Source organism: Streptomyces sp. NPDC102462, assembly GCF_044765425.1.
Classification (GTDB): domain Bacteria; phylum Actinomycetota; class Actinomycetes; order Streptomycetales; family Streptomycetaceae; genus Streptomyces.
The window spans coordinates 51,411-73,589 of sequence record NZ_JBIWKB010000001.1; the positions used below are offsets into that span (position 1 = coordinate 51,411).

Here is a 22,179-nt window from a genome sequence, read left to right on the forward strand (position 1 = left end):
GAGGGCATTGAAGGCAGTCGCCATCCAGGCGTTCGGCGGTCCCGAAGGTCTGGCGGTCATCGATCTTCCCGTACCGGAGCCCGGCCCCGGACAACTGCTCGTCGCCGCCGAGGCGATCGGTGTCAGCGGCGCCGACACCCTGATCCGCAGCGGCGCTCTCGCCGGCTACGGCTTCAAGGAGGGGCACATCCCGGGCAGCGAGGTGGCGGGCACCGTGACCGCGGTCGGCGACGGCGTCGACGCGTCCTGGGTCGGCCGGCGGGTGTGGGCGTTCACCGGCACGGGCGGTGGCTACGTCGAACAGGCCGTCGCCCCCCTCGGGGAGGTCCTTGCGCTCCCGGCGGGCCTGTCCGCGGTGGACGCGGTGACGCTCGGGAGCTCCGGGGTGGTGGCCCACTTCGGCCTCGCCCATGCCCGCTTCACGCCGGGCGAGTCCGTGCTGGTGCGCGGTGCCGCCGGCAGCATCGGGATCATGACGGTCCAGCTCGCGGCCCGCGGGGGTGCCGGCGCGGTGGCGGTCACGACCTCGTCGCCCGAGCGAGGGCGGCGGCTGCGCGGGCTCGGCGCGACGCATGTGCTGGACCGCTCCGGTGGGGGAGCGGGGGATGCTCCCGCGGGTTTCGACGTCATCATCGATGTCGTCGCGGGGCCGGACATGCCCGCCTTCTTCGGCAGACTCAACCCCAACGGACGCCTGGTGGTGGTCGGCGCGGTCGGAGGTCAGCCGCCGGCGGACTTCGGCAGCCGGATGATGGCGGCGTTTCAGAAGTCGCTGACGTTCGCCACCTTCAGCGCCGCGACCGTGTCCGAATCCGGCCGACGTGCCGTGCGCGCCGAGCAGTTCGCCGCCGCGGGGCGTGGTGAGGTGCGTGCGGTGGTTCACGATGTGCTGCCGTTGGAGCGGGTTGTGCTGGCGCACCGCGCGATGGACTCCGGTGAGGTGTTCGGCCGGATCGTGCTTGCGCCGTAGTCGCCGCGGAGGGTTAGTGCGGGTGGGTTGTAGCTCGGTGCGCGGTTCCTCGCGCCCCTGGGTGGGTCGCGGCGGAGGGTGGCCTTGTAGGTACCGGGTGTTGTTGCTGGGTGCGCGGTTCCTCGCGACCCTGGAGGAGGGTGCGGTGGGGTGGGTGGTCCTCCTTGGTTGCCCATGACCAGGTGACGGTGGCCGCGGCGAGCGCTAGGGGGAGCATGCCCGTGATCATGGCCAGTCCCTCCAGTGAATGTCCGGCGGCGATGACGCCCAGGGCGGGCAGGTCGAGCAGTGGTGCGGCGAGGAAGAGGTACAGGCACCGGCCCGGGTCGCCCAGCCGGTGCCGGGTGCGGCCGACGGCCGGGACCCAGAACACCACGGCCGCCGCCACCAGCACCGGCTCCGTCACGAAGGCGCCGCCCGGTGGCCGCAGTCCGGCCACCGGGCCGGCGAGCACCGCCCACGCGTGCGTCAGCACCAGCAGCGGGAAGGCGGCACCCGCCGGCAGGCTCACCCGCTCCCACAGCGGCGCCCGCCGCAGGAGCAGGACGAGGCCCGGAACCACGGCGGCGAGCAGAAACCCGGCGATCCCCATCGCCACCGCGGACGGCAGCGGTGACATGTGCGTCGAGTGGTCCATGCGGTTCCTGCCCGTGGTGTGACTCGGACCTCCGGGGTCACTCGGACCTTACGAAGGTTCCGGGCGGGTCGCGAGCGGACACACCGCCCGCACGGCGGGAAGGCCCCTGGCCGGCGATGACGCCGGCCAGGGGCCCTCAGGGGACGGTGAGCCCGGGTCAGCCGTCGGACTCCGACGACGGGACGAAGGCGCCGGGCACGTCGTCAGGCGCGTAGATCCTGTGCTCGCCGGGGTACGGCTTCGTGTACCCGTACGTCTGGTACCACGTGAAGTGGTTCATCTGCGCGGGGTTGGCGAAGTCGGGAACGGCGCGGGACCCGGTGAGCCGCTGGTGCGACTTCCACTCCTCCCACGTCGCCGCGAGGGACTTCTTGTCCGCGGGGACCTTCCCCGACGGCACGGCCGCCGCGGCGGGGTTCTCCGGCGCCGGGACGTCCGCGCCGCAGGAGGGCGGCGTGGCCAGGCCGTTGGTCAGCGAGGTCCGGTTGGGCAGGGCGGTGAACGGCGTGTAGTCCGGCTTCGTGGTGAACGCCGCGCTCATCGGGGTGGCGGCGCTGTCCTTCTGGTTCATCGGCTTGATCCCGAGGATCTGCTCGATGGTCCGCACCATGTTGATCTGGGAGTAGTAGTGGCTGTCCACCTTGCCGTGCCGGGCCCAGGGGCTGATGATCTGGACCGGCGCACGGTGGCCGTCGACGTGGTCCTGGCCGGCCTGGGAGTCGTCCTCGACGACGAAGATCGCCGAGTCCTTCCAGTACTTGCTGTGCGAGATCGCGTCGACTATCCGGCCGGTCGCCAGGTCGTTGTCCGCGACCTGGGAGGCCGAGTTCACCGGGCCACCGGTGTGGTCGCTGGAGAGCCAGAACATGTTCAGGTTCGCCGGACCGTGCTGCGCGAAGTCCTTCTTCCAGATCTCGGCCCGGTAGACGTCCGGGACGCTGGTGTCGAACTTCGGGAACCCGGGCACCGAGACGCTGTTGAGCGACGGGATCGGCGAGGACGAGGTCAGCTTGTAGGCGGTGTCGTCGCCGGTCGCCGCCATGTTCTTGGCGTCGCAGTACAGGTTCTGCCAGCTCGCGCCCGACGGCTTGGTCAGGAACTGGTGGAACTCGCCGAAGTTCCGCACGGACTTGCCGGCGTCCTGCGCACCGGACCAGATGAAGCCGGTCCGCTGGTGACCGAGGGCGTCGTCCTCGGTGTCGTAGCTGCGCAGGTACTCACCGGCCGAGGACTCGGTGTACTCCGGATTGTCGGCCTGCATCAGCCAGTTGTGGCCCTCGGCGGAGTTCGTGCCGATGTCGTACGTGTTGTCGTACAGCCCGAACTGCTCTGCCAGGGCGTGCTGGTTCGGCGTCACGTTCTCGCCGAACTGGGCCAGCGCCGGGTCGCCGTCGCCCTGCGGCATGTCACCGAAGACCTGCTCGTAGGTCCGGTTCTCCTTGACGATCAGGAACACATGCTTGATCGTCGAGGGGTCGCCGATCCGGTTCGGGACCGGGACGGCCTTCGCCTTCTTGCCCCGGGCCAGCTTGACCGAGTCGCGGGTCCAGCCGTTCTGCCGGAACACCTTGGCCGTCTGGGACCGGATGACCTTGTCGCTCGGCAGCGTGAAGTACTGCAGGCTCGACGTCGTGTCGTGGGTGCCGTGCCCGGCGTTCGCGGTGGGGCGGCGGGCGTCGACACCGCGGGTGTTGGAGACGACGATCTGCTTGCCGACGGTGGTGATCTCCGCCGGGAAGTAGTCCGTCGGGAGCAGACCGACGTAACCGACCGGCTCCTGCGGGCTCGTGTACTTGTAGACGGCGACCGCGTTGGCGCGGCCGAGCGTCACCAGCAGATGGCCGTCGTCGGTGAGCGTCACCGCGTTGGGCTCGTAGCCGACCGACGCCTGAGGCCACGGCTGGGTGGAGATGGTCTGTACGACCTTGTTGTTGGCGGTGCTGATGACCGACACGTCGTTGGTGGCGGTGTTGGTGACGAACACCGCGCCCTTCGTGGCGTACAGCGCGGTCGGGTGCAGACCGACGGTGATGCTCAGGACGCCGGCCGCCGGGTTCGCCAGGTCGATGACGCTGACCGTGCCGGTGGTGGTGGCACCGGTCTTCGGGTCCGCCGGCACCTGGGTGTTGTACGAGTTGATGGTGGTGTCGCCCGGCTTGGCCGTCCGCCCGCCCTCGTTGCTGACGTACAGCCGGGAGCCGACCCGGACCATGGCGCGCGGGGCGTTTCCGGTGGCCCAGCTCTGCTTGACGGCACCGGTCGCCGTGTCGATGGCGACCACCCGGTTCTGGCCGTTGACCGCCGCGTACACGGTGGAGCCGTCGGCCGAGAAGACGGCGGCGCTCGCCAGCGCGTGTCTCGGACCGTCCGCCGGGATCGGGACGTTCACCGGGTCGCCGAGGGTGCCGTCGGAGTTCACGGTGAACCTGGTGTAGCCGTCGGTCCGGCCCAGCCACAGCTGCTTGCCGTCGGGCGAGTACGCCGGGCCCTCCTGGCCGACGTCCTTGCCACTGATCTTCAGGTCCACGGCCGAGGAGTTGCCGATGCGCTGCACCACCTGACGGGTCTTCAGGTCCACGATGACCAGCGCCGAGTCCCCGTCGGTGACTGAGGCCGCCAGGTGGCTGCCGTCCGGGCTGACCACGGACGACATGATCTTGCCGTTGTCGATGACCGAGTGCTCGCCGTACGGGTCGATGTACTGGTTGCTGGAGATGACCTGGCCCTGCGGTGTGGTCTGGCCGACCTGGTCGGTGCCGAACTGACGCGTCTGGGCGAAAGCGGTACCGGCGGCGAGCAGTCCCATGGCGGTGATGCCGGCCGTCACCAAAGGCGTGCGGCGGCCGATGTTTCCACCGAGAAGGCCGAGGCGGTCCTTCTCGACACGCCTACGGCGTGATACCTGCATTGATCTGTCCCTTCGGGGTGTTGGCCGGCAGTTCGACGTTGCCGTCGAACTGCCACAGCGGGTTCGGCGCGTCTCCCTGCGGGGTGCGCACCAGGAAGTAGCCATTCACTTCCTTCGGTCCGTCGCCGTCGGCGACGAACCGCCCGTCCGGAGTGACGTCGAGTTGGTAGACGGCCGTGCCGGTGGCCTCGACGTCAGGGAGGTGCCAGGAGACGACGCAGCGCCAGTCGTTGCCCGACCCCTGGGCGGAGGAGTCCTGGACGTTGCCCTTGGAGCACGCTGCCGTGGCCTTCAGCTGCGCCTCGGTGACGTCGGGACGGTTCAGCTCCTCGGTCTGCAGGCGATACAGGTGGGCGAACGCTGTGGCGACCGAACGCTGCACCTTGGCCTGCTCGATCCCCGAGCCCGTGACCCCGGTCACCGGGGCGAGGACCGCGACCGTCGCGGCCGGCAGCACGATGAGGGGCAGGACCGCGAGGGTGAGCGCACGGCGCCCCGAGCCGTCGTGGCTCTGGTTGGTGAAGTCGCGCCGTACGAAGAGCGCGAAGGCCAGCGTGGTGGCGGCCACGGCCCACACCAGGCTGACCGCGACGCCGACGAGGAGCGGAGTCAGCTGCGCCGGATCGGCGAACAGGCCGTTCCAGGAGACGAAGGCGTAGCCGGGCAGGGCGAGGCGCACGGCGACGGGCAGCGGCAGCATCTGGGCGAGCTGCATGGTGAGCGCGACGAGCGCGGGCAGCAGCAGCCCCATCGGGGACCGCCCGAGCACCACCGACCCGAGCAGCCCGATCGCGGCGAGCGCCAGGGTCGGGGCGAGGGCGCACACCCAGGCGAGCAGCACCTTGCCGGCGGCGTCCCCCGGCGTCAGCAGGTGGCCGTCCAAACCGACCAGCGGCCGGTTGCCCACGGCCACCAGCCCGCCGGCCACGCTGGAGCAGGCGAGACCGGCCACGAGCAGCAGGATGACGGTGAGGCTGGCCAGCGCCTTCGCCACGAAGATCCGCCGAGGGGAGCGCACCGCCATGAGCAGATGACGCCAGGTGCCCAGCCGGTCCTCGGCGGCGAACACATCACCGGCCACCACCGAGGTCAGCAGCGGGAGCACCCAGGTGCCCGCGAAACCGAGCATCACCAGCGGTCCGGCCCATCCCGTGGCGTGCATCCAGCGGCCGAACAGGGTGTCGGTGGGCAGCGTGCTCTGCCGGCTCACCGCCGTCACGAAGAGCGCAGGCACGATCCAGCAGGCGAGCACCAGCAGCCGGATCCGCCACTGGGTGACGAGCTTGACCAGTTCGAAGCGGTAGCCGCGGAGCACGGGAACGCGGCGGGCGACGGCGACCGGGCCGTCGGTGAGGGTCGCGGTCATCGGCCGCCCTCCTGTGGTGCGGTCTGCTGTTCGGTGAGGGCGAGGAACGCGGCCTCGAGCGGCGAGACGACGGGGGCGAGTTCGCGCAGCGCGATGCCCGACTGCACGATCCGCACCACGAGTTCGTCGAGCGCGGGCCCCAGCGCGCGCACCACGATCACCTCGGTGTCCTGCCGTACGGGTCCGGTGTCGTCCACGGCCCGGATCCCGGCGGTGCCGGCGGCAATCCGGCGGGCGGCCTCTGGGTCCGAGGTGCGCAACCGGTAGTCGAGTTCACGGTTTTCCGCGGTCAGCTTGGCGGGCGGGCCCGAGAAGACCACGCGTCCGGTGGCGAGGATGGTGACCTCGGAGCACAGGGCTTCCAGGTCGTCCATGCGGTGGCTGGACAGGACGACGCCGGTGCCGTCGGCCGCGAGCCGGCTCAGCACGCCGTGCACATGCCTCTTGCCGGCCGGGTCGAGGCCGTTGGAGGGTTCGTCGAGCACCAGCAGCCGGGGCCTGGTGAGCAGGGCGGCGGCGAGCCCGAGCCGCTGCCGCATGCCGAGGGAGAAGCCGCGGGCCCGGTCGTCGGCGACATCGGTGAGCCCGACCTGCTCCAGCGCGTCGTCGATGCCGGCACCGCGCGCGTCCTGCCCGCCAAGTGCCGCGAGCGCGGCGAGGTTCTGCCGGGCGGTGAGCGAGGGGTAGAGGCCGGGGCCGTCGACGAAACCGGCGACGCCCTCGGGGACGGCCAGCGCACGGCCGACCGGCGCACCCAGGATCTCCAGGGTGCCGCGGTCGGCGACGGACAGGCCCAGTAGGAGGCCGAGCAGCGTCGTCTTGCCGGCGCCGTTCGGTCCTACCAGGCCATGGATCTGACCCTGCGTCACATCCAGGTCGACGCCGTCGAGTGCCACGACATCGCCGAAATACTTCGCGATTCCCCGAGCCCGGATTGCCAAGGCTGTGTCCATGAGGCCCCTTCTTTTGAAACCTCAGGAACCTTAAGGACCACGCACAGCCCTTGCATGGACAGCCAGTTGAACGTTTTTCAAACGGACGTCGACTGCGGCAAAGCCGCAGGTCAGGACGGCATGCTCGGGGACTTTGTCATCTCAATTCCGCTTCTTTTTCTGAACTTTGCCAGTGTATTCAGAAACCTTTGTTGCCTGAATGGGCGGGCGAATCCCCGAGGTCGCGGCACTCGTCCTCATCGATCCTGAATCGCCCCACCAGCAGATCGCGGTCGCGGGACGAGGAGCCGACCAGCAGGTCGAACGCGCCGGGTTCCACGACGCGTCGTCCGTCCGCCGTGACGAGGGTGCAGTCGGCGGCGGGCAGCACGATGTCCACCTCGACCCTCTGACCGGGCCGCAGATCGACCTGCCGGTGCGCCTTGAGCTCCTTGTCGGCCCACGTCACCGAGGTGACCAGATCGCGGACGTAGACCTGGACGGTCTCGCGGGCGGGCCGGCGGCCGGTGTTGGCGAGGGTGACCGTCGCGCGCACGTCGTCGCCCGGTCCGACCTGCGGGGTGTGGATCCGCAGGTCCGTGTAGGCGATGTCGGTGTACGTCAGTCCTTCGCCGAACGCGAACAGAGGGTCCTGGGTCAGATCGGCATAGCGGTCCCCGTGCTGGCCGCGGATCTGGTTGTAGTACACGGGCTGTTGACCGACGTGCCGCGGAACGGTGAGCGGGAGGCGGCCGCTGGGCTCGATCAGACCGAGCAGGAGTTCCGCGATGGCGCGCCCGCCGCGCATGCCCGGGTTGAACGCCTGGACCAGCGCCGCCGCGTCGACGGCCGACGGCGGCAGGACCTGCGGCTTGGAGCTGATCACCACGACGACCATGGGCGTCCCGGTGGCCGCGAGGGAGTCGAGGAGTTCGATCTGGCCGCCGACCAGATCCAGGGTGGCGGTGGAACGGGTCTCACCGATCAGTCCGATGGTGTCGCCGACGACGGCCACGACGAGGTCGGCATCCTCGGCGGCGGCGACGGCCTCACGCAGCAGGACCGCATCGGGCCGGGCGGGCACGACGACGTCCGGAGCGGGCTGCCCGTCGGGCAGCAGCGGCCCGTCCGGGTCGGGCACGAACTCGGCGATGTGGCAGCCACGGGCATGGGTGACCGACCAGCCGGCGGGCACCACCGCCTTCAGACCATCCAGAACGGTCTGCGTCAGATGCCGCGGATGGCCGTCCGGCAGCCAGTCGGCCTGCCCGGAGGAACCGGCCCAGTCGCCGAGTTGTGCGTCGGCGGCGTCGGCGTTGGGCCCGATCACGGCGATGCGCCGCGGGGCCGTCCCGGCGGGCGCCACGGCCCGTCCCGAGGCGTCGGCCGTCGCCTCGTCCACCAGGGGCAGCGTGCCGTCGTTGGAGAGGAGGACGAGGCTGCGGCGTGCCATCTGAAGGTTCAGCGCGGCGTGTTCGGGGGAAGCGATGGCCACGGCCTGTCGGGCGGGGTCGGGCCGGCGCGGGTTCTCGAACAGCCCGAGCTCGAACTTCAGCGTCAGGATGCGACGTACGGCGGCGTCGATCTCGGCCTCCGTCAACTCCCCGCGGGCTACCGCGTCCTGCGCGCCGTCGAAGAACTGCGGTGTGGTCATGATGATGTCGTTTCCGGAGCGCACAGCCCGCGCCGCGGCTTCGGTGTGGTCGGCACACACATGCTGCTCCCACACCATGCGGCCGACGTTGTCCCAGTCGGTGACGAGGGTGCCCGTGTAGTTCCACTCGTCGCGCAGGACCTCGCGCAGCAGCCACTGGTTCACGGTGATGGGCACGCCGTCGATCGACTGGTATCCGATCATGAAGGTGCGGCAGCCCTCGCGTGCGACGCGTTCGAAGGGCGGCAGGAACCAGGAGCGCAGCTTGCGGCGGCTGAGGTCGGCCTCGCTCGCGTCGCGGCCGCCCTGGGTCTCGGAGTAGCCGGCGAAGTGTTTGGCGCAGGCGAGCACCGCCGTGGGATCGTCCAGGCCGTCGCCCTGGTACCCGCGCACCATGGCGGAGCCGAACTCGCCCAGCAGGTACGGGTCCTCGCCGAAGGTCTCGCCCACCCGTCCCCAGCGCAGATCACGGGCGATGCACAGCACGGGGGAGAAGGTCCAGTGGACGCCGGTGGTGGAGATCTCGACGGCGCTCGCGCGGGCGACGCGCTCCACCAGTTCCGGGTCCCAGGACGCGGCCATGCCCAGTTGGGTGGGGTAGATGGTGGCGCCGGGCCAGAAGGAGTGCCCGTGGATGCAGTCCTCGCCGATCAGCAACGGGATGCCCAGGCGGGTGCCCTCGGCGAGGTCCATGGCCTGCACGATGCGGTCAGGCGACGCGTGCAGGATCGACCCGACGTGCAGGTCCTCTATCAGACGGGTGACCCCGTCCTTCGCGTTGAGCTGGAGCATCTGCCCGACCTTCTCCGGCAGCGTCATGCGTGCCACCAGGTCGTCGACCCGTGCGGCGACGGGCAGTGCGGGATCGCGGTAGGGGAGGTCGGCCATGCTTGTTCCTGTTCGTGAGGCGAAGAAGGCGGACGAGACTGACGAGGGGGATGTGGTCAGGGACCCGGCGGCGGGAAAGGGGCGGCTGATCAGTGCCGGGGCTGGGGCATGATGGGTGGATGACCCCTGCCGAGACCCGCACGGCGGGCGCCACGCCCGCCTACGCCAAAGGCCGACAGCGTCGTGAGGAGATCGTCACCGCGGCAGCGTCCGTTTACGCCGACGCCGGGTACCACGGTGCGTCGCTGCGGGAGATCGCGAAGCGGGTCGGCATCAGCCATGCGACGCTGATCTACTACTTCCCCAACCGGGAGGCGCTGCTTGCCGCCGTGCTGGAGCGGCGCGACGAGGAGGACGACGCCCGCGGCTTCCCCCGGGAGCCGGTCGGCATCGGGGGCGTGCGCCACCTCCTCGCGCTCGCGGCCCACAACGCGCGCCATCCCGGCATCGTCGAGCTGTACGTCCGCCTGGCGGCCGAGGCGGTCACGCCCGAGCATCCGGCGCACCACTACTTCACCCGGCACTACCGGGACGCGCGTGACTACATGCACTCCGCCTTCCGCGCCATGGCCGAGGGCGGGCATCTGCGCGAGGGGGTCGAGCCGCGTACGGCGGCCGTCAGCTTCATCGCGCTCATGGACGGGCTCCAGGTCCAGTGGCTGACCAGTCCCGACGAGGTGGACCTGGTGAGCCCGCTGAGGTTCTTCCTCCAGCAGGTGCTGACCACCCCGGTGGACTAGGGCGGCCGGGCCGGCGCGCCGCTGCCCCATGCCCTTACCCCCCTCTGGTCCGGGAACCGTCCATCTTTTCTACCACCCGGTTGAAAATCCCGCCATGGTGCGGTCGCGGGCCGGAAGCGGCGGCCGGGATCAGCAGCCGGAGTCGGCGAGCACGTAGTGACCGGGCGACGTCTGCTTCAGGGTGTGGGTGACGAACACGTTGTACAGCCCCATGTTCTCGTTGGAGCCGTTGGCGTATGTGTAGCCGCCGCCGGTGTGGGCCCGGCCCGCCGTCACGTGGGCGTAGTTGGTGGCCGTCGTACAGGTCGGGGCGGAGCCGGTGGTGGTGGCGGTGACGGCCGAGGAGACCGTGCCGACCGTGCCGTCGGCGGCGACCGCGGCAACCGTGTACGTGTACGTCGTGGCCGGTGCCAGGCCGGTGTCGGTGAAGGCGGTGCCGGTGGGCGTGCCGACCTGGGCGCCGCCCCGGTGCACGCGGTAGGACGCGGCACCCTGGACCGGGGACCAGCTCAGGGAGACCGTGGTGTCGGTGGCCGGGCCGGCCGTGAGACCCGTCGGCGCGGGCAGCTGCTCACCGCCGTCGCCCGGACCGGTGCCGCCGTCCCGGTCGAGCCCCCAGAACGTCGCCGTGTAGTAGCTGGAGCAGACGGTGTCGAGGAAGTACGCGGCGGTGCTGCCGCACTGCTCGGCGCCGGAGCCCGGGTCGACGGCGAGACCGTGGCCCATGCCGCTGATCTGGTAGAGCTGTACGACGGGCCGTCCCGACGCGTCGTCATAGCTGGTCAGCGTGGTGCCCGCGGGCAGGCTCGCGGTGCTGGACGGGGTCTGTGAGATGCCGTGGACATCGGTCCACTGGTCGCGCAGCTCCGTCGCGTTGACCGGGTGGACGGTGTAGTCCGAGGTGCCCTGCCAGATCGCGACGCGCGGCCACGGCCCGGCGTAGCCCGGGAACTGGGCGCGGACCTTGTCGCCCCACTGGGCCGGGGTGAGTCCCAGGCTTCCGTACTGGCAGCCGGACGCGCCGATCTGGCTGGTCGCGCACTGCGCGGGCAGGCCGGAGGCGATCGAGCCGCCCGCGAACACGTCCGGGTACGCGGCGAGCAGGTCCGCGGCCATGCCGCCGCCCGCCGACAGACCGGTCACGTACACGCGGTCGGCGTCCGAGCCGTACAGCGACTCGGCCTTGGTGACCATCTGGGCGATGGAGGCGGCCTCGCCCTTGCCGCGGGTGGAGTCGGCCGGGTCGAACCAGGTGAAGCAGGAGAGGGCGTTGTTCGCAGAGCCGGTCTGCGGGAACACCAGCGCGAAGCCGTAGGTGTCGGCGAGCTTGGTCCAGCCGGAGTTGGCGTAGTAGTCGTCGGCCGTCTGGGTGCAGCCGTGCAACGCGACCACGAGCGGAGCGCCGGCCGGCAGGCCCGCGGGGACGTACGCGTACATCGACAGATTGCCGGGGTTGGAACCGAACCCGGTCACCTGGGTCAACCCGCCCGCGGCAGAGGCGGGTGGGGCGAGGGCGGTGGTCCCGGCAGCCGCCAGGAGCAGACCGGACACGGCGAACCGTCCGAACAGCCGGGCGAGCCGGCCGGACAGGGTGGGGCGCACGGTGGTACCTCCGGAGTTCGTGAGACGCACGGAGGCGGGGGTCGACCCGCTCGCGCGGCTCTGGGGTCAGGGGGACGGTAGGCGCGGTGTGGTGGGGCGGACATGTGGCGGTGCGCCATCGGGCGTCCCGGGATGTGTGGGTACGGGCCGTTGCCCGAGGCCGCGCCGAGCCGAGAGCGCGTGCGTGCGTCACCCCTCGCGACGCAGGCCCTATGGGGCCGGACACTATGACTGGACGGCGGAATGTATGGCCCGGCCCAGTGTGTTCGGCCGGTTCGGCTTCCTACGGTGGCGGCCGGCGAACGCAGGGGCCTCCCTTCGCGGGAGGGGACGGCATCGACATGGGCCACCGGAACCCCCGTCACCCGCCCTCGGACGAGCGGCAGTTCACCGGGTGGTCCGGACGGGCAGGGCCGGCGCAGGGCGGCGCACCGGTGGGACGGGCCGCCGCCCGGACGGCTGCCCGGCGTACGACGGTGTCCCCGCACATGGCACCGTCCCCGCCGACGAGGAAAGGGCCGCCGCGAGGAAAGGGCCGCAGGCAACGACACGGGAGGCGGACATGGACGCGAGCACGGCAGCGGGCGGCGAAGGGCGGTCCGTCGCCGCGATGCCGGTGCCCCGGGCCCGCGCCGACGCGCCCGCACGCGCCCTGGGCCGGGAGGCCGACCGTACGGGGAGCGGCAACCGCGAGGCTCCGAGCGGCACGGGCCGCGTCGCAGGCGGGAGCGGGACCTTCCGCGGCGCATCGGCCGCCCCGTACCTGCGGCGCCTGCTGGAACTCCTCGCCACCGACGCGCCCGCCGAGGCGCTGGGCGCGGTGACCGGGCGGGCACGCGAAGCCGGCGTCGACGGGACGGACCTGGCGCAGACCGAGCGGGCGGTGGCCACGGCGCTGCGGGTGCGCAGTTCGCTGCGCGCGCATCGCCGCCGGGAACTCGAACTCGCCGCCCTGTTCGACACGGCAGGCGACCTCGCCGCCTCCCGCGACGTCGACGAGGTGCTGAAGGCCATCGTCCGGCGGGCCAGGATGCTGCTGGGCACCGACACGGCGTATCTGACGCTGCCCGACGAGGAGGCCGGGGACACCTACATGCGGGTCACGGACGGCTCCGTGTCCCCGGTGTTCCAGCACCTGAGGCTGGAACTCGGCGAGGGACTGGGCGGCCTCGTGGCGCAGACCGCCCGCCCGTACGCGACCCCGGACTACTCCACCGACGAGCGCTTCCGCCACACCCGCGACATCAACGCCGGCGTGTCCGAGGAGGGTCTGGTCGCGATCCTCGGCGTGCCGCTGCTGCTCGGCTCGGTGCACGGCGGGGACCGGAAGGTGATCGGCGTGCTCTTCGCCGCCGACCGCAGCCCCCGCTCGTTCAGCCCCGACGAGGTGGCGCTGCTCTCCTCGCTCGCCGCGCACGCCGCCATCGCCATCGACACGGCCCGCGCGCTCGACGACACCCGTGCCGCGCTCACCGAACTCGCCGAGGTCAACGAGGTCGTGCGGGCACACGCGGCGGCCGTGCAGCGGGCCGAGGAGGCGCACGACCGGCTCACCGACCTGGTGCTGCGCGGCGGTGATGTGCGGGAGGTGGCGGTCGCCGTGGCCTCGCTGCTCGACGGCGCGCTCACCGTGCACGATCCCGTCGGCCGGCCGCTCGCCGCGGTCCGGCACGACGGCGGGCCGTTCGCCGCCGACTCGATGGACGCGGGCTGGCTGGTGTCGGCCGCCGAGGAGTCCCGTACGGCGGGCCGCGCGGTGGCCCGCTCCGGGCGGTGGATCTACGCCGTGCTGGCCGGGCACGAACTGCTGGCCATCATGGTGCTGCACAGGGGCCACCCGCTGGCGGACGCCGACCGGCGGATGTTCGAGCGCGCGGGCGTCGTCACCGGCCTGCTCATGCTGCTGCAGCGCACGGTCGCGGAGACCGAGAACCGGGTGCGCGGCGAACTCGTCACCGACCTGCTGACCGACGCCGGACGCGACCCCGCGCTGCTCGCCGACCGGGGCCGCCGGCTCGGTGTCGACCTCGACCGGCCGTATCTGGTGCTGGTCGCCGACACCGAGCCCGCGGCACGGGAGCGGCTGGGCTCGGCCGCCGTGCGCTACCTCTTCGGGGCCCCGGCCGGTTGCGCGGGCGCCGAACACGCCGGTGCCGTCGTGCTGCTGACGGTGGCCGACGAACGGCTGACGCCCGGTCAGTGCGCCCGTGCCGCGGCCGTACAACTCGGCCACCTCACGGGCGCCCCGGTCACGGTGGCGGCCGCGGGTCCGGTCTGCGGGCCGCCCCGGATCGCGGACGCACATGCCGAGGCGGTGCGCTGCCTGCGCGCCCTGCATGTGCTGGGCCGCCACGGCGACGGCGCGTCCGCCGGTGAACTCGGTTTCCTCGGTGTGGTGCTGGGCGACCGCAAGGACGTGGGCGGATTCGTGCGCGGCACGCTCGGGCCGCTCCTGGAGTACGACGCACGGCGGGGCACCGAGCTGGTCCCCACGCTCGCCGCCTACTTCGGCGCGGGCGGCAGCCTGACCCGCGCCAAGGACACACTGCACGTGCACGTCAACACGGTCGTGCAGCGCCTGGACCGCATCGAGGCGCTGCTCGGCGCGGACTGGAGCCGCCCGGACCGCGCGCTGGAGCTGCAACTTGCCCTCAGGCTTCGGGAGTTGAGCGGCTGACCCGCTTGCCGAGGGCGGGCGGCGGCCGGATCGCCGCCCGCCGTGTGGGTCAGCGGCCCGCCGCCCCGTCGGCGGCCTTCAGCAGCAGGTCGGCGACGAGCGCCGCGCCCTGGTCACCGGTGAGCACCGTGTAGTGGTTGGTGCCCGGCGCGCGCACCGGTGTGACACCGGTGCCGTCGAGGGCGGCGCGGGCGAGGCGTTCCTCGTCGTACAGCCCCTGCGGCTCGTCCATCAGACCGCGCTCCGCCCACAGCAGCGTGGCAGGGGAGGGCAGCCGGCGGATCGCGGCCAGCACGTCCTCCTCGAACAGGCCGACACCGTCGGTGCGGACCGCCTCCAGACGGCACGAGGAGCGCATCGCCGGCTCCTCACCCACCAGGTCGCGCTGGATGTACGCGTCCACCTCCCGCGTCCACCGCTGCGCGAACGCCGGGTGCACCCGCCAGAACGCCCGGTAGGCGGCCCGGTCGCGGAACGTCATCGACAGCCGGTCCATGGCCGGGCCGATCACCGCCGTCATCAGCTCGTCGGGGGACAGGTGGGTGGGCGCCGGGAACCCGAGCCCGCCGTCCACGAGCAGCAGCGGACCGAACCGCCCGGGGTGGCGTACGGCGGCCAGGGCCGCGGTGAACGCGCCCATCGAGTGCCCGGCCAGCACCGGCCGGCGCAGCCCCAGCGCCTCGGCCGCCCAGGCGGCGTCGTCGGCGTGCGCGGCGATGCCGTACGGCCCCGGCAGGTCCCGGCTGCCCGCGCGGCCCCGCAGATCGGGGGCGACGAGCGTGGCGCGGCCCGCGAGACGGCGGGCGACCGGCCCCCAGGACAGCCCGTTGGCGGTGATGCCGTGCAGGGCGAGCACCGTGGGCGCCCCGGGATCGGCGGCGGCCCAGCGCAGCACGGCCAGGTCGCCGCCCGGCACGGGGACGCTCAGCTCCTCGAAGGGCAGCGGCTCGGGGCCCGCGGGCGTTTCGGCGGGCGAGGTGTCGGGGCTGGTCACGACGATTGCCTTTCCTTGACGTCGGCGTCGGCACCGGCGGCCGTCGCCCTGCTGTGCGGGACGGTGGGAGCGGTCCGTGGGCCGCCGGTACCGGACCCGGATTTGGGCCCGTCGGCAGCCGATTCTTCCCCGTGACCGCCGTCCGCGTAACCGGAGCCGGCCTCGGCACCGCGGCGTGCGGCGCGGGCGGCACGGACACGTCCGGGCAGGGCGGCGAGACCACCGGGCAGGACGCCCACGACGACCACGAACAGCATGCCCAGCAGGAACAGCGGCTGGCTGAGCGGCACCCGCAGCACGGCGGGCAGGTCCGCGACGGCCGCCGGCAGGTTCTCCGCGACGGTCAGCCCGGTGAAGACGCCACGGTCCTCGGGGGCGTAGCCGATGCCGCGGCGCACCAGGGTGTGCGTGGGCAGGCCCACGGTCTCCGCGCCGTCCAGCAGCACGCTGCCGGTGCGCGGCACCAGGCCGAGCACGCCTCGCACGGTGGTCGTCTTGCCCGCGCCGTTGCGGCCGAGCAGGGCGGTGACGCCCCCTCCCGCCATATCGAGGTCGACGCCGTGCAGGATGTGCCGGCCGCCGATCAGCACCCGCAGACCGCGCACTCTCAGCAGGGCGGCGCCGCCCGGGGCGGGGGGTGCGGCGGTGGCGGTCCGTGGCCGTCCGGTCACTCACAGGGCTTCCCCGAGGTAGGCCTGCTGGACGGTGGGGTCGGCGGTGACGGCCTCGGGGCTGTCCAGCGCGAGCAGGCTGCCGTGGTGCATCACGGCGAGCCGGTCGGCCAGGCCCAGCAGCACGTCCATGTGGTGCTTGACCATGAGCACGGTGCGGCCCTCGTCACGGTGCAGGGTGCGGATCAGTTCGGTCAGGGCGGGTACTTCCTCGGCGCTGGCCCCCGCCATCGGCTCGTCCAGCAGCATCAGCCGGGGCTCCGCGACCAGCAGGACGGCGAGTTCCAGTTTCCGTTTCTCGCCGTGCGACAGGGACCGGGCGGGCGCGTCGGCGCGGTGCGCGAGGCCGGTGCGGGCCAGCACGTCGTCGACCTTGTCCTGGTACCGCGGGGCCCGCCGCCGACCGCCTTGGAGGCGTCACCGGCGTCGTCGCGCTCGGTGATCTCGACGGTGCGGCCGCCGACCTTGCCGGTGCCGCCGGTGGCGTGGTCGAGACCGGCCCTGAAGCCCTCGATGTACTGCTTGCCGTAGGCGGCCAGCGGACCGGTCTTCGAGTAGACGAGGCCGACCTTCACGGCCGCCGCCTCCTTCGCGTCGTCGGCGGACCCGGAGCCCGCCGTGCCGGCCTCGGCGCAGCCGGAGGCGAGGAGCGCGGCGGCCGCGAGGGCGGCCCCGGCGAGGATGGTGGTGCGGCGCGGGTGTGCGCGATGTGCGGACATCGTGGGCATCGGACCGGCTCCCGGAGGATGGATGCCGCGCCGGCCCGTGCCGCGGACGGTGGCGGCGGCACATGTGCGGCGGACGGCGGCGGCGCGGTTGCTGACGCAGGGGACGGTAGGAGCCACCGAGGGGCCGCCGACATGGTGTTGACCACCGCAGCTGAGGCGGCGGACATAGGTCCGCCCCACATGGTTTCGCCCCACGCAGCCCCCGGACCTGCGGGGCCTGCTGCCCGCCGGCAACCTTGGCCCCGCCGTCGGCGCCCCGCCTACGCTGTGGCCGCGTCCTCCTCCACGGCCGCGCGGCACGGCGACGCAGGGAACATCTCCAGTGGTGTCACCTCCAGCGCAGCAGCGCCCCGAGGCCGCCCGCGGGTGTGTCCTCGTGCGTTCCTGTGGCCGGGGTCACCGAGAGGGCCGCGGCGTCGGTGGCGACCACCGAGCGGATCACGGCGTCGTCGGCGCGGGTCGGCCAGGGCCGCGGCTCGCCCAGCGTCTTGAGATCCGTGCGCCGCACCGCCACCTGGTCGGGCGCCTCGCCGATCCACACCTCGCGGTGCGTGTCGGGGCCGTCCGGACGGACCAGCAGTTCGTCGATGCGGTGCTCACGCGCCGCCTCGACCAGCGCGGGCACCCCCTCCACGGCTCCGGCACGCCCCTCGGCGTCCGGGCTCCGAGCGGCCAGGAACCGTCCCAGCTCGGCCTCGGCGCGCCGGCGGACGTGCTCGGCGCGGGCCTGCTCGACCTCCTCGTCCAGGAGCCTGCTGCCGATGCCGTGGTCCGCCTCCACCACGCGGTCGGTCAGCCGCTGGGGCAACCGCTCGTGCACGGCACGGCACTCCCGCTGCTCCCCGACGAGAATCAGCAGGTCGGCGCGTACCTCGTCCTGGCACGCGGCGAGCGCGTCGGCGATCTCCCCGGCGTTGCTCTCCCAGGTGTTCTCCACCCTGAGCTGGAAGTGCCGCTCCGACCAGTCGGCCGTCGCCGTGCGGTGGAGGGGCCAGGGCTGAGCGGTGACCGAGCCCGCCTCACGGCTGCCCACCGCGCTGCGCAGTTCGAAGTCCGCGCCCCTGCGGTCGACGTACGCCACCAGGCAGAGCGGGTCCTCGCCCGCCAGTTCCAGCAGCGGCGCCACGTGCGGCAGGGGCGCCCAGCGGGCCAGGGTGCCGCCCGGCGGGCGGGCCAGCGGCGGGTCAAGCAGCACCTCGCCGGCCCGTGCGAACACGGCGCGGCCGTGCGGATCGGTGGAGTGGGCGAGACCGTCCACGGCCTCGGTGACGGCCCGGCAGGTCGGCTCGTCCGCTCCCTGCCCGGCCAGCTCGCGGCCGACCGCCTGGGCGGTCAGCTCCCGTTCGTGCGGTGTGTCCTCCGCGTGCCGTGAGAGGTCGACGTACACCGACGCCCAGGGCCCGGAGCGTTCGTACAGCGGATACAGAAAAGCAAGATCCATGGTCTTCTCCCGGGTGCTCGCCGCGGCCGATGCGCCGTGCCGCGTGGCCGGGCCGGTCGCCTGCCGCGTCCGGCACCCCGTCACGCGGTCGCGGTCTGCTCGGCGAACACGTCCAGGAACGTCTCGCAGAACGCCTTCAGATCGTCCGGTTTGCGACTCGTGACGAGCTTGCCGGGGCCGTGGTCGCAGACCTGCACCCGCTCGTCGACCCAGGTGCCGCCCGCGTTGCGGATGTCGGTGCGCAGGCTCGGCCAGGAGGTCAGCGTCCGCCCCCGCACGACATCGGCCTCGACCAGCGTCCAGGGGGCGTGACAGATCGCGGCGACCGGGCGCCCCTGCCGGCAGAAGTCCTGCACGAACGTCACGGCCCGCTCGTCCAGTCGCAGCTGGTCGGGGTTGGCGACGCCGCCCGGCAGCACCAGCGCGTCGAACGAGCCGGCCGACGCGGGGTCCACGACCTCGTCCACGGGAAAGGTGTCCGCCTTGTCGAGATGGTGGAACGCCTGCACCTCGCCCGGCCGTGTCGACACCAGTACGGGCTCGTGGCCCGCGTCGGTCGCGGCCTTCCAGGGTTCGGTGAGCTCGACCTGCTCCACGCCTTCGGGTGCGGTCAGGAACGCGATGCGCATGATGGTTCATCGTCCTTTCGTCGGCCCTACGGCCGCGGCGACGGTGTGCCCCGCGTCGGTCACCGCCGGCTGCCCGCATCGGAGCCGGCGTGGTCGTCCGACGCCGGTGTGACGCCGCCCGGAGTACCCACGGGGACCGCACCTATGCGCCGCGCCGGGCAGGGCCATGTGTGCCGCTGGGCCGGAGGTCCCCGCCGCGGGGACGTCGTCGCCCCGTGGCACCGTCACGCGGCCGCCCGCAACGCCTCCCGCTCCGGTACGCCTGGATCTCCTGTGTCTCCTGGCACCGCCCGCGGCACCGGAGCCGGCAGCCGGCGCGCCCGCAGCACGCGGCCGGCGGTGATCGTTCCGGCGATGAGCAGGCCGCCGACGATCAGGGCGCCGCGCGCACCGGAGACCTCCATGAGCAGGCCGAGCGCGGGCGGGCCGCCGAGGCTCCACACCGTGCCGATGCTGTTCCAGACGCCGAGCACCCGGCCCCGCAGATGGGCGGGCGGGTCGGTCTGCAGCACGGCCGTGCCCGCCGTGTCGGAGGCGGACTCCACGACGGCCATCGGCAGCACCAGCACCAGCAGCACGGCGAGCGAGGGCGACAGCCCGGCCGCCACCTGCAGCAGTCCACCGGTCGCGGCCAGCGTGCCGACGAGCCGGACCGAGGGCCGGCGGGTCCGGGCACCGAGGACGGCGCCCAGGGCACCGCCCACGGCGAGCACCGTGGACACGGTGCCGAAGGCCCCCGCACCGCCCGCGAGCGGCCCGGTGACGAGCACGGCCAGGGTGAGTCCGTAGTTGCGGCCGAGGACCGAGCTGATGCCGGTGACGCAGGCCAGCGCGACCAGACGGGGCCGCCGCGCGAAGTGGGCGAGCCCCTGGCGCACGGTCATGTCCCGGTCGGGCAGATCGTTCGGCGGGCTTTGCGTGTCCTTCGCCGCGGCGTGCGCCGAACTGCCGTGTACCGGACGCAGCAGCGGCACCACCGCGGTCACGAACAGGAACGACAGCCCGTTGGCGGCGTAGGCGGCGGCCGTGCCGAGAAAACCGACGGTCACGCCGGCCAGGGCCGTGCCGAGCAGCCGGCCCGCGCTGTGCACCAGGGCGCCCACACCGATGGCCGAGGGCACGTCGCCGGCGGGCACGAGATCGTTGCCGAGCAGGGCGCAGGCCGGTCCGTCGACGGTGGCGACGATGCCGGTCAGGGCGGCGAGCACGAGCAGGGACGGCAGGTCGAGCCGGTCCAGGGCCACGAGCACGGCCGTCGCGAACGCCACCGTGCCGAGCAGGGCCTGGCTGACGGCGACCGTCAGCCGGCGCGGCCACCGGTCGACCGCGGCGCCGCCGAGCAGGCTCATGAGCAGCGCGGGCGCGGCCTGCACGGACATGGACAGGCCCGTCGCGGCGGCCGATCCGGTGATCTGCAGCACGAGCAGGTTCTGCACCGTGAGCTGCATCCAGGTGCCGACGTTCGACACGAGGTTGGCGACGGACCACCAGCGCATGCTGCGGTGTCTCAGCGACCGCCAGGGCGAATGCGAGGCCCCGGTGCGCGGGGCGGCGGTTTCGGGCACGGGGGAGGGCGGGGAAGGAGGAGAAGACACGGTCCGGTACTCGATGACGACGGGGAGTCAGCGACAGGACCGGCCGGAGCCGAGCGGCCCGACCGGTGCAGCCGAACAGCCCGGCCGCGCTGCGTGGGCAGCGTCCACCGAGTCGGTCACGGCTCGCACCATCGTGGCAGAGCGGGCCCCTGCCGGCCGTTCCCGCGGCCCGGACGCCGCTGCGGTCCGGCCCAACTGCGCACGACTGCGCCGTACTTGGGGCATGCGTGTGTTTGCTCACAGGCGCAGCCGGTCAGTAGCGTTCAGCAGTTGAAGCCGACTGTGTCCGCCCTGGTATCAGCGGGGTGCGAGGGGTCCCGGGCCCGGTCGCGGTCACCCACCGTGCACGCGGGGCTGCCGACCCCGAGGGGGCCGACGGGCAACTGCTGGGTGGCGTGGGGAAACCGCGCGCCGGGAGTGAGGTTCCCTCTCGCCGTCACGCGGCTTTGCCCCGGGTGTGCGGCCCAGGCGACCGCCCGGACGCCCGGGCTCCGGCGCTCCACAAGGCGCGAGCGCACCGACCAAGTGGGACATCAGGAATCAACGTGTGAAAACTACTACCCGGGGGAACCCAGTGGCAGTGCTGTCCGCACAGCGGCGGACCCGGGGGCACGCCGACGCTCGCGAGCGCCCGGCAGCCGAACCTTCACTTTCGCACAAGCACCTTTCTCTGCCACGCCGGACGGTGAGGGCAGTGGCCTTCAGACACCGCGACGCGGACAAAGGACCCCTTATGACTGATACGACGACGTGTGCCACGTGGCGACGTGCCCTGGTGACCGGCGGCGCCGGGTTCATCGGCAGCCACCTGTGCGAGCAGTTGCTGAACGCGGGAACCGAAGTCGACTGCGCCGACAACCTGTTGTCCGGAGCGCGCGCGAATGTCGCCCACCTCCAAGGCCGCCCGGGCTTCCGGTTCGTGGAGTGCGACGTCTGCGCGCCCGACGCCACCGGGCGCCTGGCCGGACCGTACGACCTGGTCCTGCACTTCGCCTGCCCCGCCTCGCCCGCCGACTATCTGCGGCTGCCCCTCGAAACCCTCGACGCCGGCAGTCTGGGCACCCGCGCCATGCTGGCCGTCGCCGAGCGCGACGGCGCGCGGTTCCTGCTCGCCTCGACGTCCGAGGTCTACGGCGACCCCCTGGAGCATCCCCAGCGCGAGGACTACTGGGGCAACGTCAACCCGGTCGGTCCGCGCAGTGTCTACGACGAGTCGAAACGCTTCGCCGAGGCGCTGGTCACCGCGCATGTGCGCACCAAGGACGCCGACGCGGGCATCGTGCGCCTGTTCAACACCTACGGGCCGCGCATGCGGGCACACGACGGCCGCGTGGTGCCCACGTTCGTCTGCCAGGCCCTCGCCGGCGCATCGCTGACCGTGGCCGGTGACGGCAGCCAGACCCGTTCCCTGTGCTACGTCGACGACATCGTGGACGGCATCCTGCTGGTGGCCGCCAGCCGGTCGGTACGCCCCGTCAACCTCGGCGGCACCGACGAGGTGACCGTGCGGGAGATCGCCTCGCGCATCGTGGAACTGACGGGTTCCTCCTCCCGTATCGAGTTCGTCGACCGACCCGCCGACGACCCGCGGCGGCGCCGCCCGGACACCGCGCTGGCCCGCGAACTGCTGGGCTGGACACCCCGCGTGCCCTGGGAGGAGGGCATCAAGCAGACCATCGCCCACTTCGCGGCCCGGCCGGTGCCCGAGCCGGCCCCGCGGGTGTGAGACGCCCCCCATGCCCCGACG

15 protein-coding genes and 2 pseudogenes are annotated in these 22,179 nt (G+C 72.8%); 4 read left to right on the forward strand and 13 right to left on the reverse strand.

The window, feature by feature from the left end; genetic code table 11:
* The first annotated feature begins 7 nt into the window (after positions 1–7).
* Positions 8–970 (forward strand): zinc-binding dehydrogenase, encoded by a 963-nt coding sequence (locus ACIRFL_RS00185; RefSeq protein ID WP_404022650.1) that lies wholly within the window; start codon positions 8–10, stop codon positions 968–970.
* Positions 971–983: 13 nt separating this feature from the next.
* On the opposite strand, the gene ACIRFL_RS00190 is transcribed toward ACIRFL_RS00185, so the two are convergent.
* The 5 genes from ACIRFL_RS00190 to ACIRFL_RS00210 all read right to left on the reverse strand — a co-directional run bounded on the left by ACIRFL_RS00190 (position 984) and on the right by ACIRFL_RS00210 (position 9,355).
* A complete protein-coding gene (locus ACIRFL_RS00190; protein ID WP_404022651.1) occupies positions 984–1,607 on the reverse strand; it encodes a hypothetical protein in 624 nt (207 codons plus the stop codon).
* 157 nt (positions 1,608–1,764) lie between these two features.
* Complete coding sequence (locus tag ACIRFL_RS00195) at positions 1,765–4,515, reverse strand: alkaline phosphatase family protein (protein WP_404022652.1); 2,751 nt, start codon at positions 4,513–4,515, stop codon at positions 1,765–1,767.
* Entirely contained in the window at positions 4,496–5,881 is a 1,386-nt protein-coding gene (locus ACIRFL_RS00200) for an ABC transporter permease (RefSeq protein WP_404022653.1), read from the reverse strand. Before ACIRFL_RS00200 ends, ACIRFL_RS00195 begins: the two co-directional genes overlap by 20 nt.
* Positions 5,878–6,834, reverse strand: coding sequence for an ABC transporter ATP-binding protein (locus tag ACIRFL_RS00205; protein WP_404022655.1), 957 nt, complete (start codon positions 6,832–6,834; stop codon positions 5,878–5,880). The genes ACIRFL_RS00200 and ACIRFL_RS00205 overlap by 4 nt, the downstream gene beginning before the upstream one ends.
* Positions 6,835–7,012: 178 nt before the next feature.
* Entirely contained in the window at positions 7,013–9,355 is a 2,343-nt protein-coding gene (locus ACIRFL_RS00210) for a glycoside hydrolase family 3 N-terminal domain-containing protein (RefSeq protein WP_404022656.1), read from the reverse strand.
* A gap of 119 nt (positions 9,356–9,474) precedes the next feature.
* Between ACIRFL_RS00210 and ACIRFL_RS00215 the strand changes: the two genes are divergently transcribed.
* Entirely contained in the window at positions 9,475–10,095 is a 621-nt protein-coding gene (locus tag ACIRFL_RS00215; RefSeq protein ID WP_404022657.1) for a TetR/AcrR family transcriptional regulator, read from the forward strand.
* Between the two features lie 129 nt (positions 10,096–10,224).
* Here ACIRFL_RS00215 and ACIRFL_RS00220 read toward each other — a convergent pair whose 3' ends face one another.
* The gene (locus tag ACIRFL_RS00220; RefSeq protein WP_404022658.1) at positions 10,225–11,697 is read right to left on the reverse strand and encodes a PHB depolymerase family esterase; all 1,473 of its coding nucleotides are present in this window, start codon (positions 11,695–11,697) and stop codon (positions 10,225–10,227) included.
* 562 nt (positions 11,698–12,259) lie between these two features.
* Here ACIRFL_RS00220 and ACIRFL_RS00225 point away from each other — a divergent pair.
* Positions 12,260–14,374 carry a helix-turn-helix domain-containing protein gene (locus ACIRFL_RS00225; protein ID WP_404022659.1) on the forward strand — a complete coding sequence of 705 codons (2,115 nt, stop codon included), beginning with the start codon at positions 12,260–12,262 and terminating at the stop codon, positions 14,372–14,374.
* Between the two features lie 49 nt (positions 14,375–14,423).
* On the opposite strand, the gene ACIRFL_RS00230 is transcribed toward ACIRFL_RS00225, so the two are convergent.
* The 7 genes and pseudogenes from ACIRFL_RS00230 to ACIRFL_RS00260 all read right to left on the reverse strand — a co-directional run bounded on the left by ACIRFL_RS00230 (position 14,424) and on the right by ACIRFL_RS00260 (position 20,333).
* Positions 14,424–15,368, reverse strand: a complete 945-nt coding sequence (locus ACIRFL_RS00230) for an alpha/beta hydrolase (protein WP_404022660.1) — start codon at positions 15,366–15,368, stop codon at positions 14,424–14,426.
* Complete coding sequence (locus ACIRFL_RS00235) at positions 15,365–15,973, reverse strand: ATP-binding cassette domain-containing protein (RefSeq protein ID WP_404023149.1); 609 nt, start codon at positions 15,971–15,973, stop codon at positions 15,365–15,367. The genes ACIRFL_RS00230 and ACIRFL_RS00235 overlap by 4 nt, the downstream gene beginning before the upstream one ends.
* 66 nt (positions 15,974–16,039) lie before the next feature.
* Positions 16,040–16,411 (reverse strand): annotated as a pseudogene (locus ACIRFL_RS00240) (ATP-binding cassette domain-containing protein); the annotation flags it as partial.
* 41 nt (positions 16,412–16,452) lie between these two features.
* Positions 16,453–16,767: pseudogene (locus tag ACIRFL_RS00245) on the reverse strand (ABC transporter substrate-binding protein); the annotation flags it as partial.
* A 328-nt stretch (positions 16,768–17,095) separates the two neighbouring features.
* Positions 17,096–18,208, reverse strand: a complete 1,113-nt coding sequence (locus tag ACIRFL_RS00250; protein WP_404022661.1) for a Vms1/Ankzf1 family peptidyl-tRNA hydrolase — start codon at positions 18,206–18,208, stop codon at positions 17,096–17,098.
* An 80-nt stretch (positions 18,209–18,288) separates the two neighbouring features.
* On the reverse strand, positions 18,289–18,837 hold the full coding sequence (locus tag ACIRFL_RS00255; RefSeq protein ID WP_404022662.1) for a type 1 glutamine amidotransferase domain-containing protein: 549 nt from the start codon (positions 18,835–18,837) through the stop codon (positions 18,289–18,291).
* Positions 18,838–19,061: 224 nt separating this feature from the next.
* Entirely contained in the window at positions 19,062–20,333 is a 1,272-nt protein-coding gene (locus ACIRFL_RS00260) for an MFS transporter (RefSeq protein ID WP_404022664.1), read from the reverse strand.
* An 832-nt stretch (positions 20,334–21,165) separates the two neighbouring features.
* Here ACIRFL_RS00260 and ACIRFL_RS00265 point away from each other — a divergent pair.
* Positions 21,166–22,158, forward strand: coding sequence for an NAD-dependent epimerase/dehydratase family protein (locus ACIRFL_RS00265; protein WP_404022665.1), 993 nt, complete (start codon positions 21,166–21,168; stop codon positions 22,156–22,158).
* Positions 22,159–22,179: the final 21 nt, after the last annotated feature.

Excerpts from the sequence above, each read along its gene's own strand:
- ACIRFL_RS00190 (WP_404022651.1), bottom strand. The coding sequence starts at position 1,607 with ATGGACCACTCGACGCACATGTCACCGCTGCCGTCCGCGGTGGCGATG.
- ACIRFL_RS00195 (WP_404022652.1), bottom strand. The coding sequence starts at position 4,515 with ATGCAGGTATCACGCCGTAGGCGTGTCGAGAAGGACCGCCTCGGCCTT.
- ACIRFL_RS00200 (WP_404022653.1), bottom strand. The coding sequence starts at position 5,881 with ATGACCGCGACCCTCACCGACGGCCCGGTCGCCGTCGCCCGCCGCGTT.
- ACIRFL_RS00205 (WP_404022655.1), bottom strand. The coding sequence starts at position 6,834 with ATGGACACAGCCTTGGCAATCCGGGCTCGGGGAATCGCGAAGTATTTC.
- ACIRFL_RS00210 (WP_404022656.1), bottom strand. The coding sequence starts at position 9,355 with ATGGCCGACCTCCCCTACCGCGATCCCGCACTGCCCGTCGCCGCACGG.
- ACIRFL_RS00215 (WP_404022657.1), top strand. The coding sequence starts at position 9,475 with ATGACCCCTGCCGAGACCCGCACGGCGGGCGCCACGCCCGCCTACGCC.
- ACIRFL_RS00225 (WP_404022659.1), top strand. The coding sequence starts at position 12,260 with ATGGACGCGAGCACGGCAGCGGGCGGCGAAGGGCGGTCCGTCGCCGCG.
- ACIRFL_RS00250 (WP_404022661.1), bottom strand. The coding sequence starts at position 18,208 with ATGGATCTTGCTTTTCTGTATCCGCTGTACGAACGCTCCGGGCCCTGG.
- ACIRFL_RS00255 (WP_404022662.1), bottom strand. The coding sequence starts at position 18,837 with ATGCGCATCGCGTTCCTGACCGCACCCGAAGGCGTGGAGCAGGTCGAG.
- ACIRFL_RS00260 (WP_404022664.1), bottom strand. The coding sequence starts at position 20,333 with ATGCGCTGGTGGTCCGTCGCCAACCTCGTGTCGAACGTCGGCACCTGG.
- ACIRFL_RS00265 (WP_404022665.1), top strand. The coding sequence starts at position 21,166 with ATGACTGATACGACGACGTGTGCCACGTGGCGACGTGCCCTGGTGACC.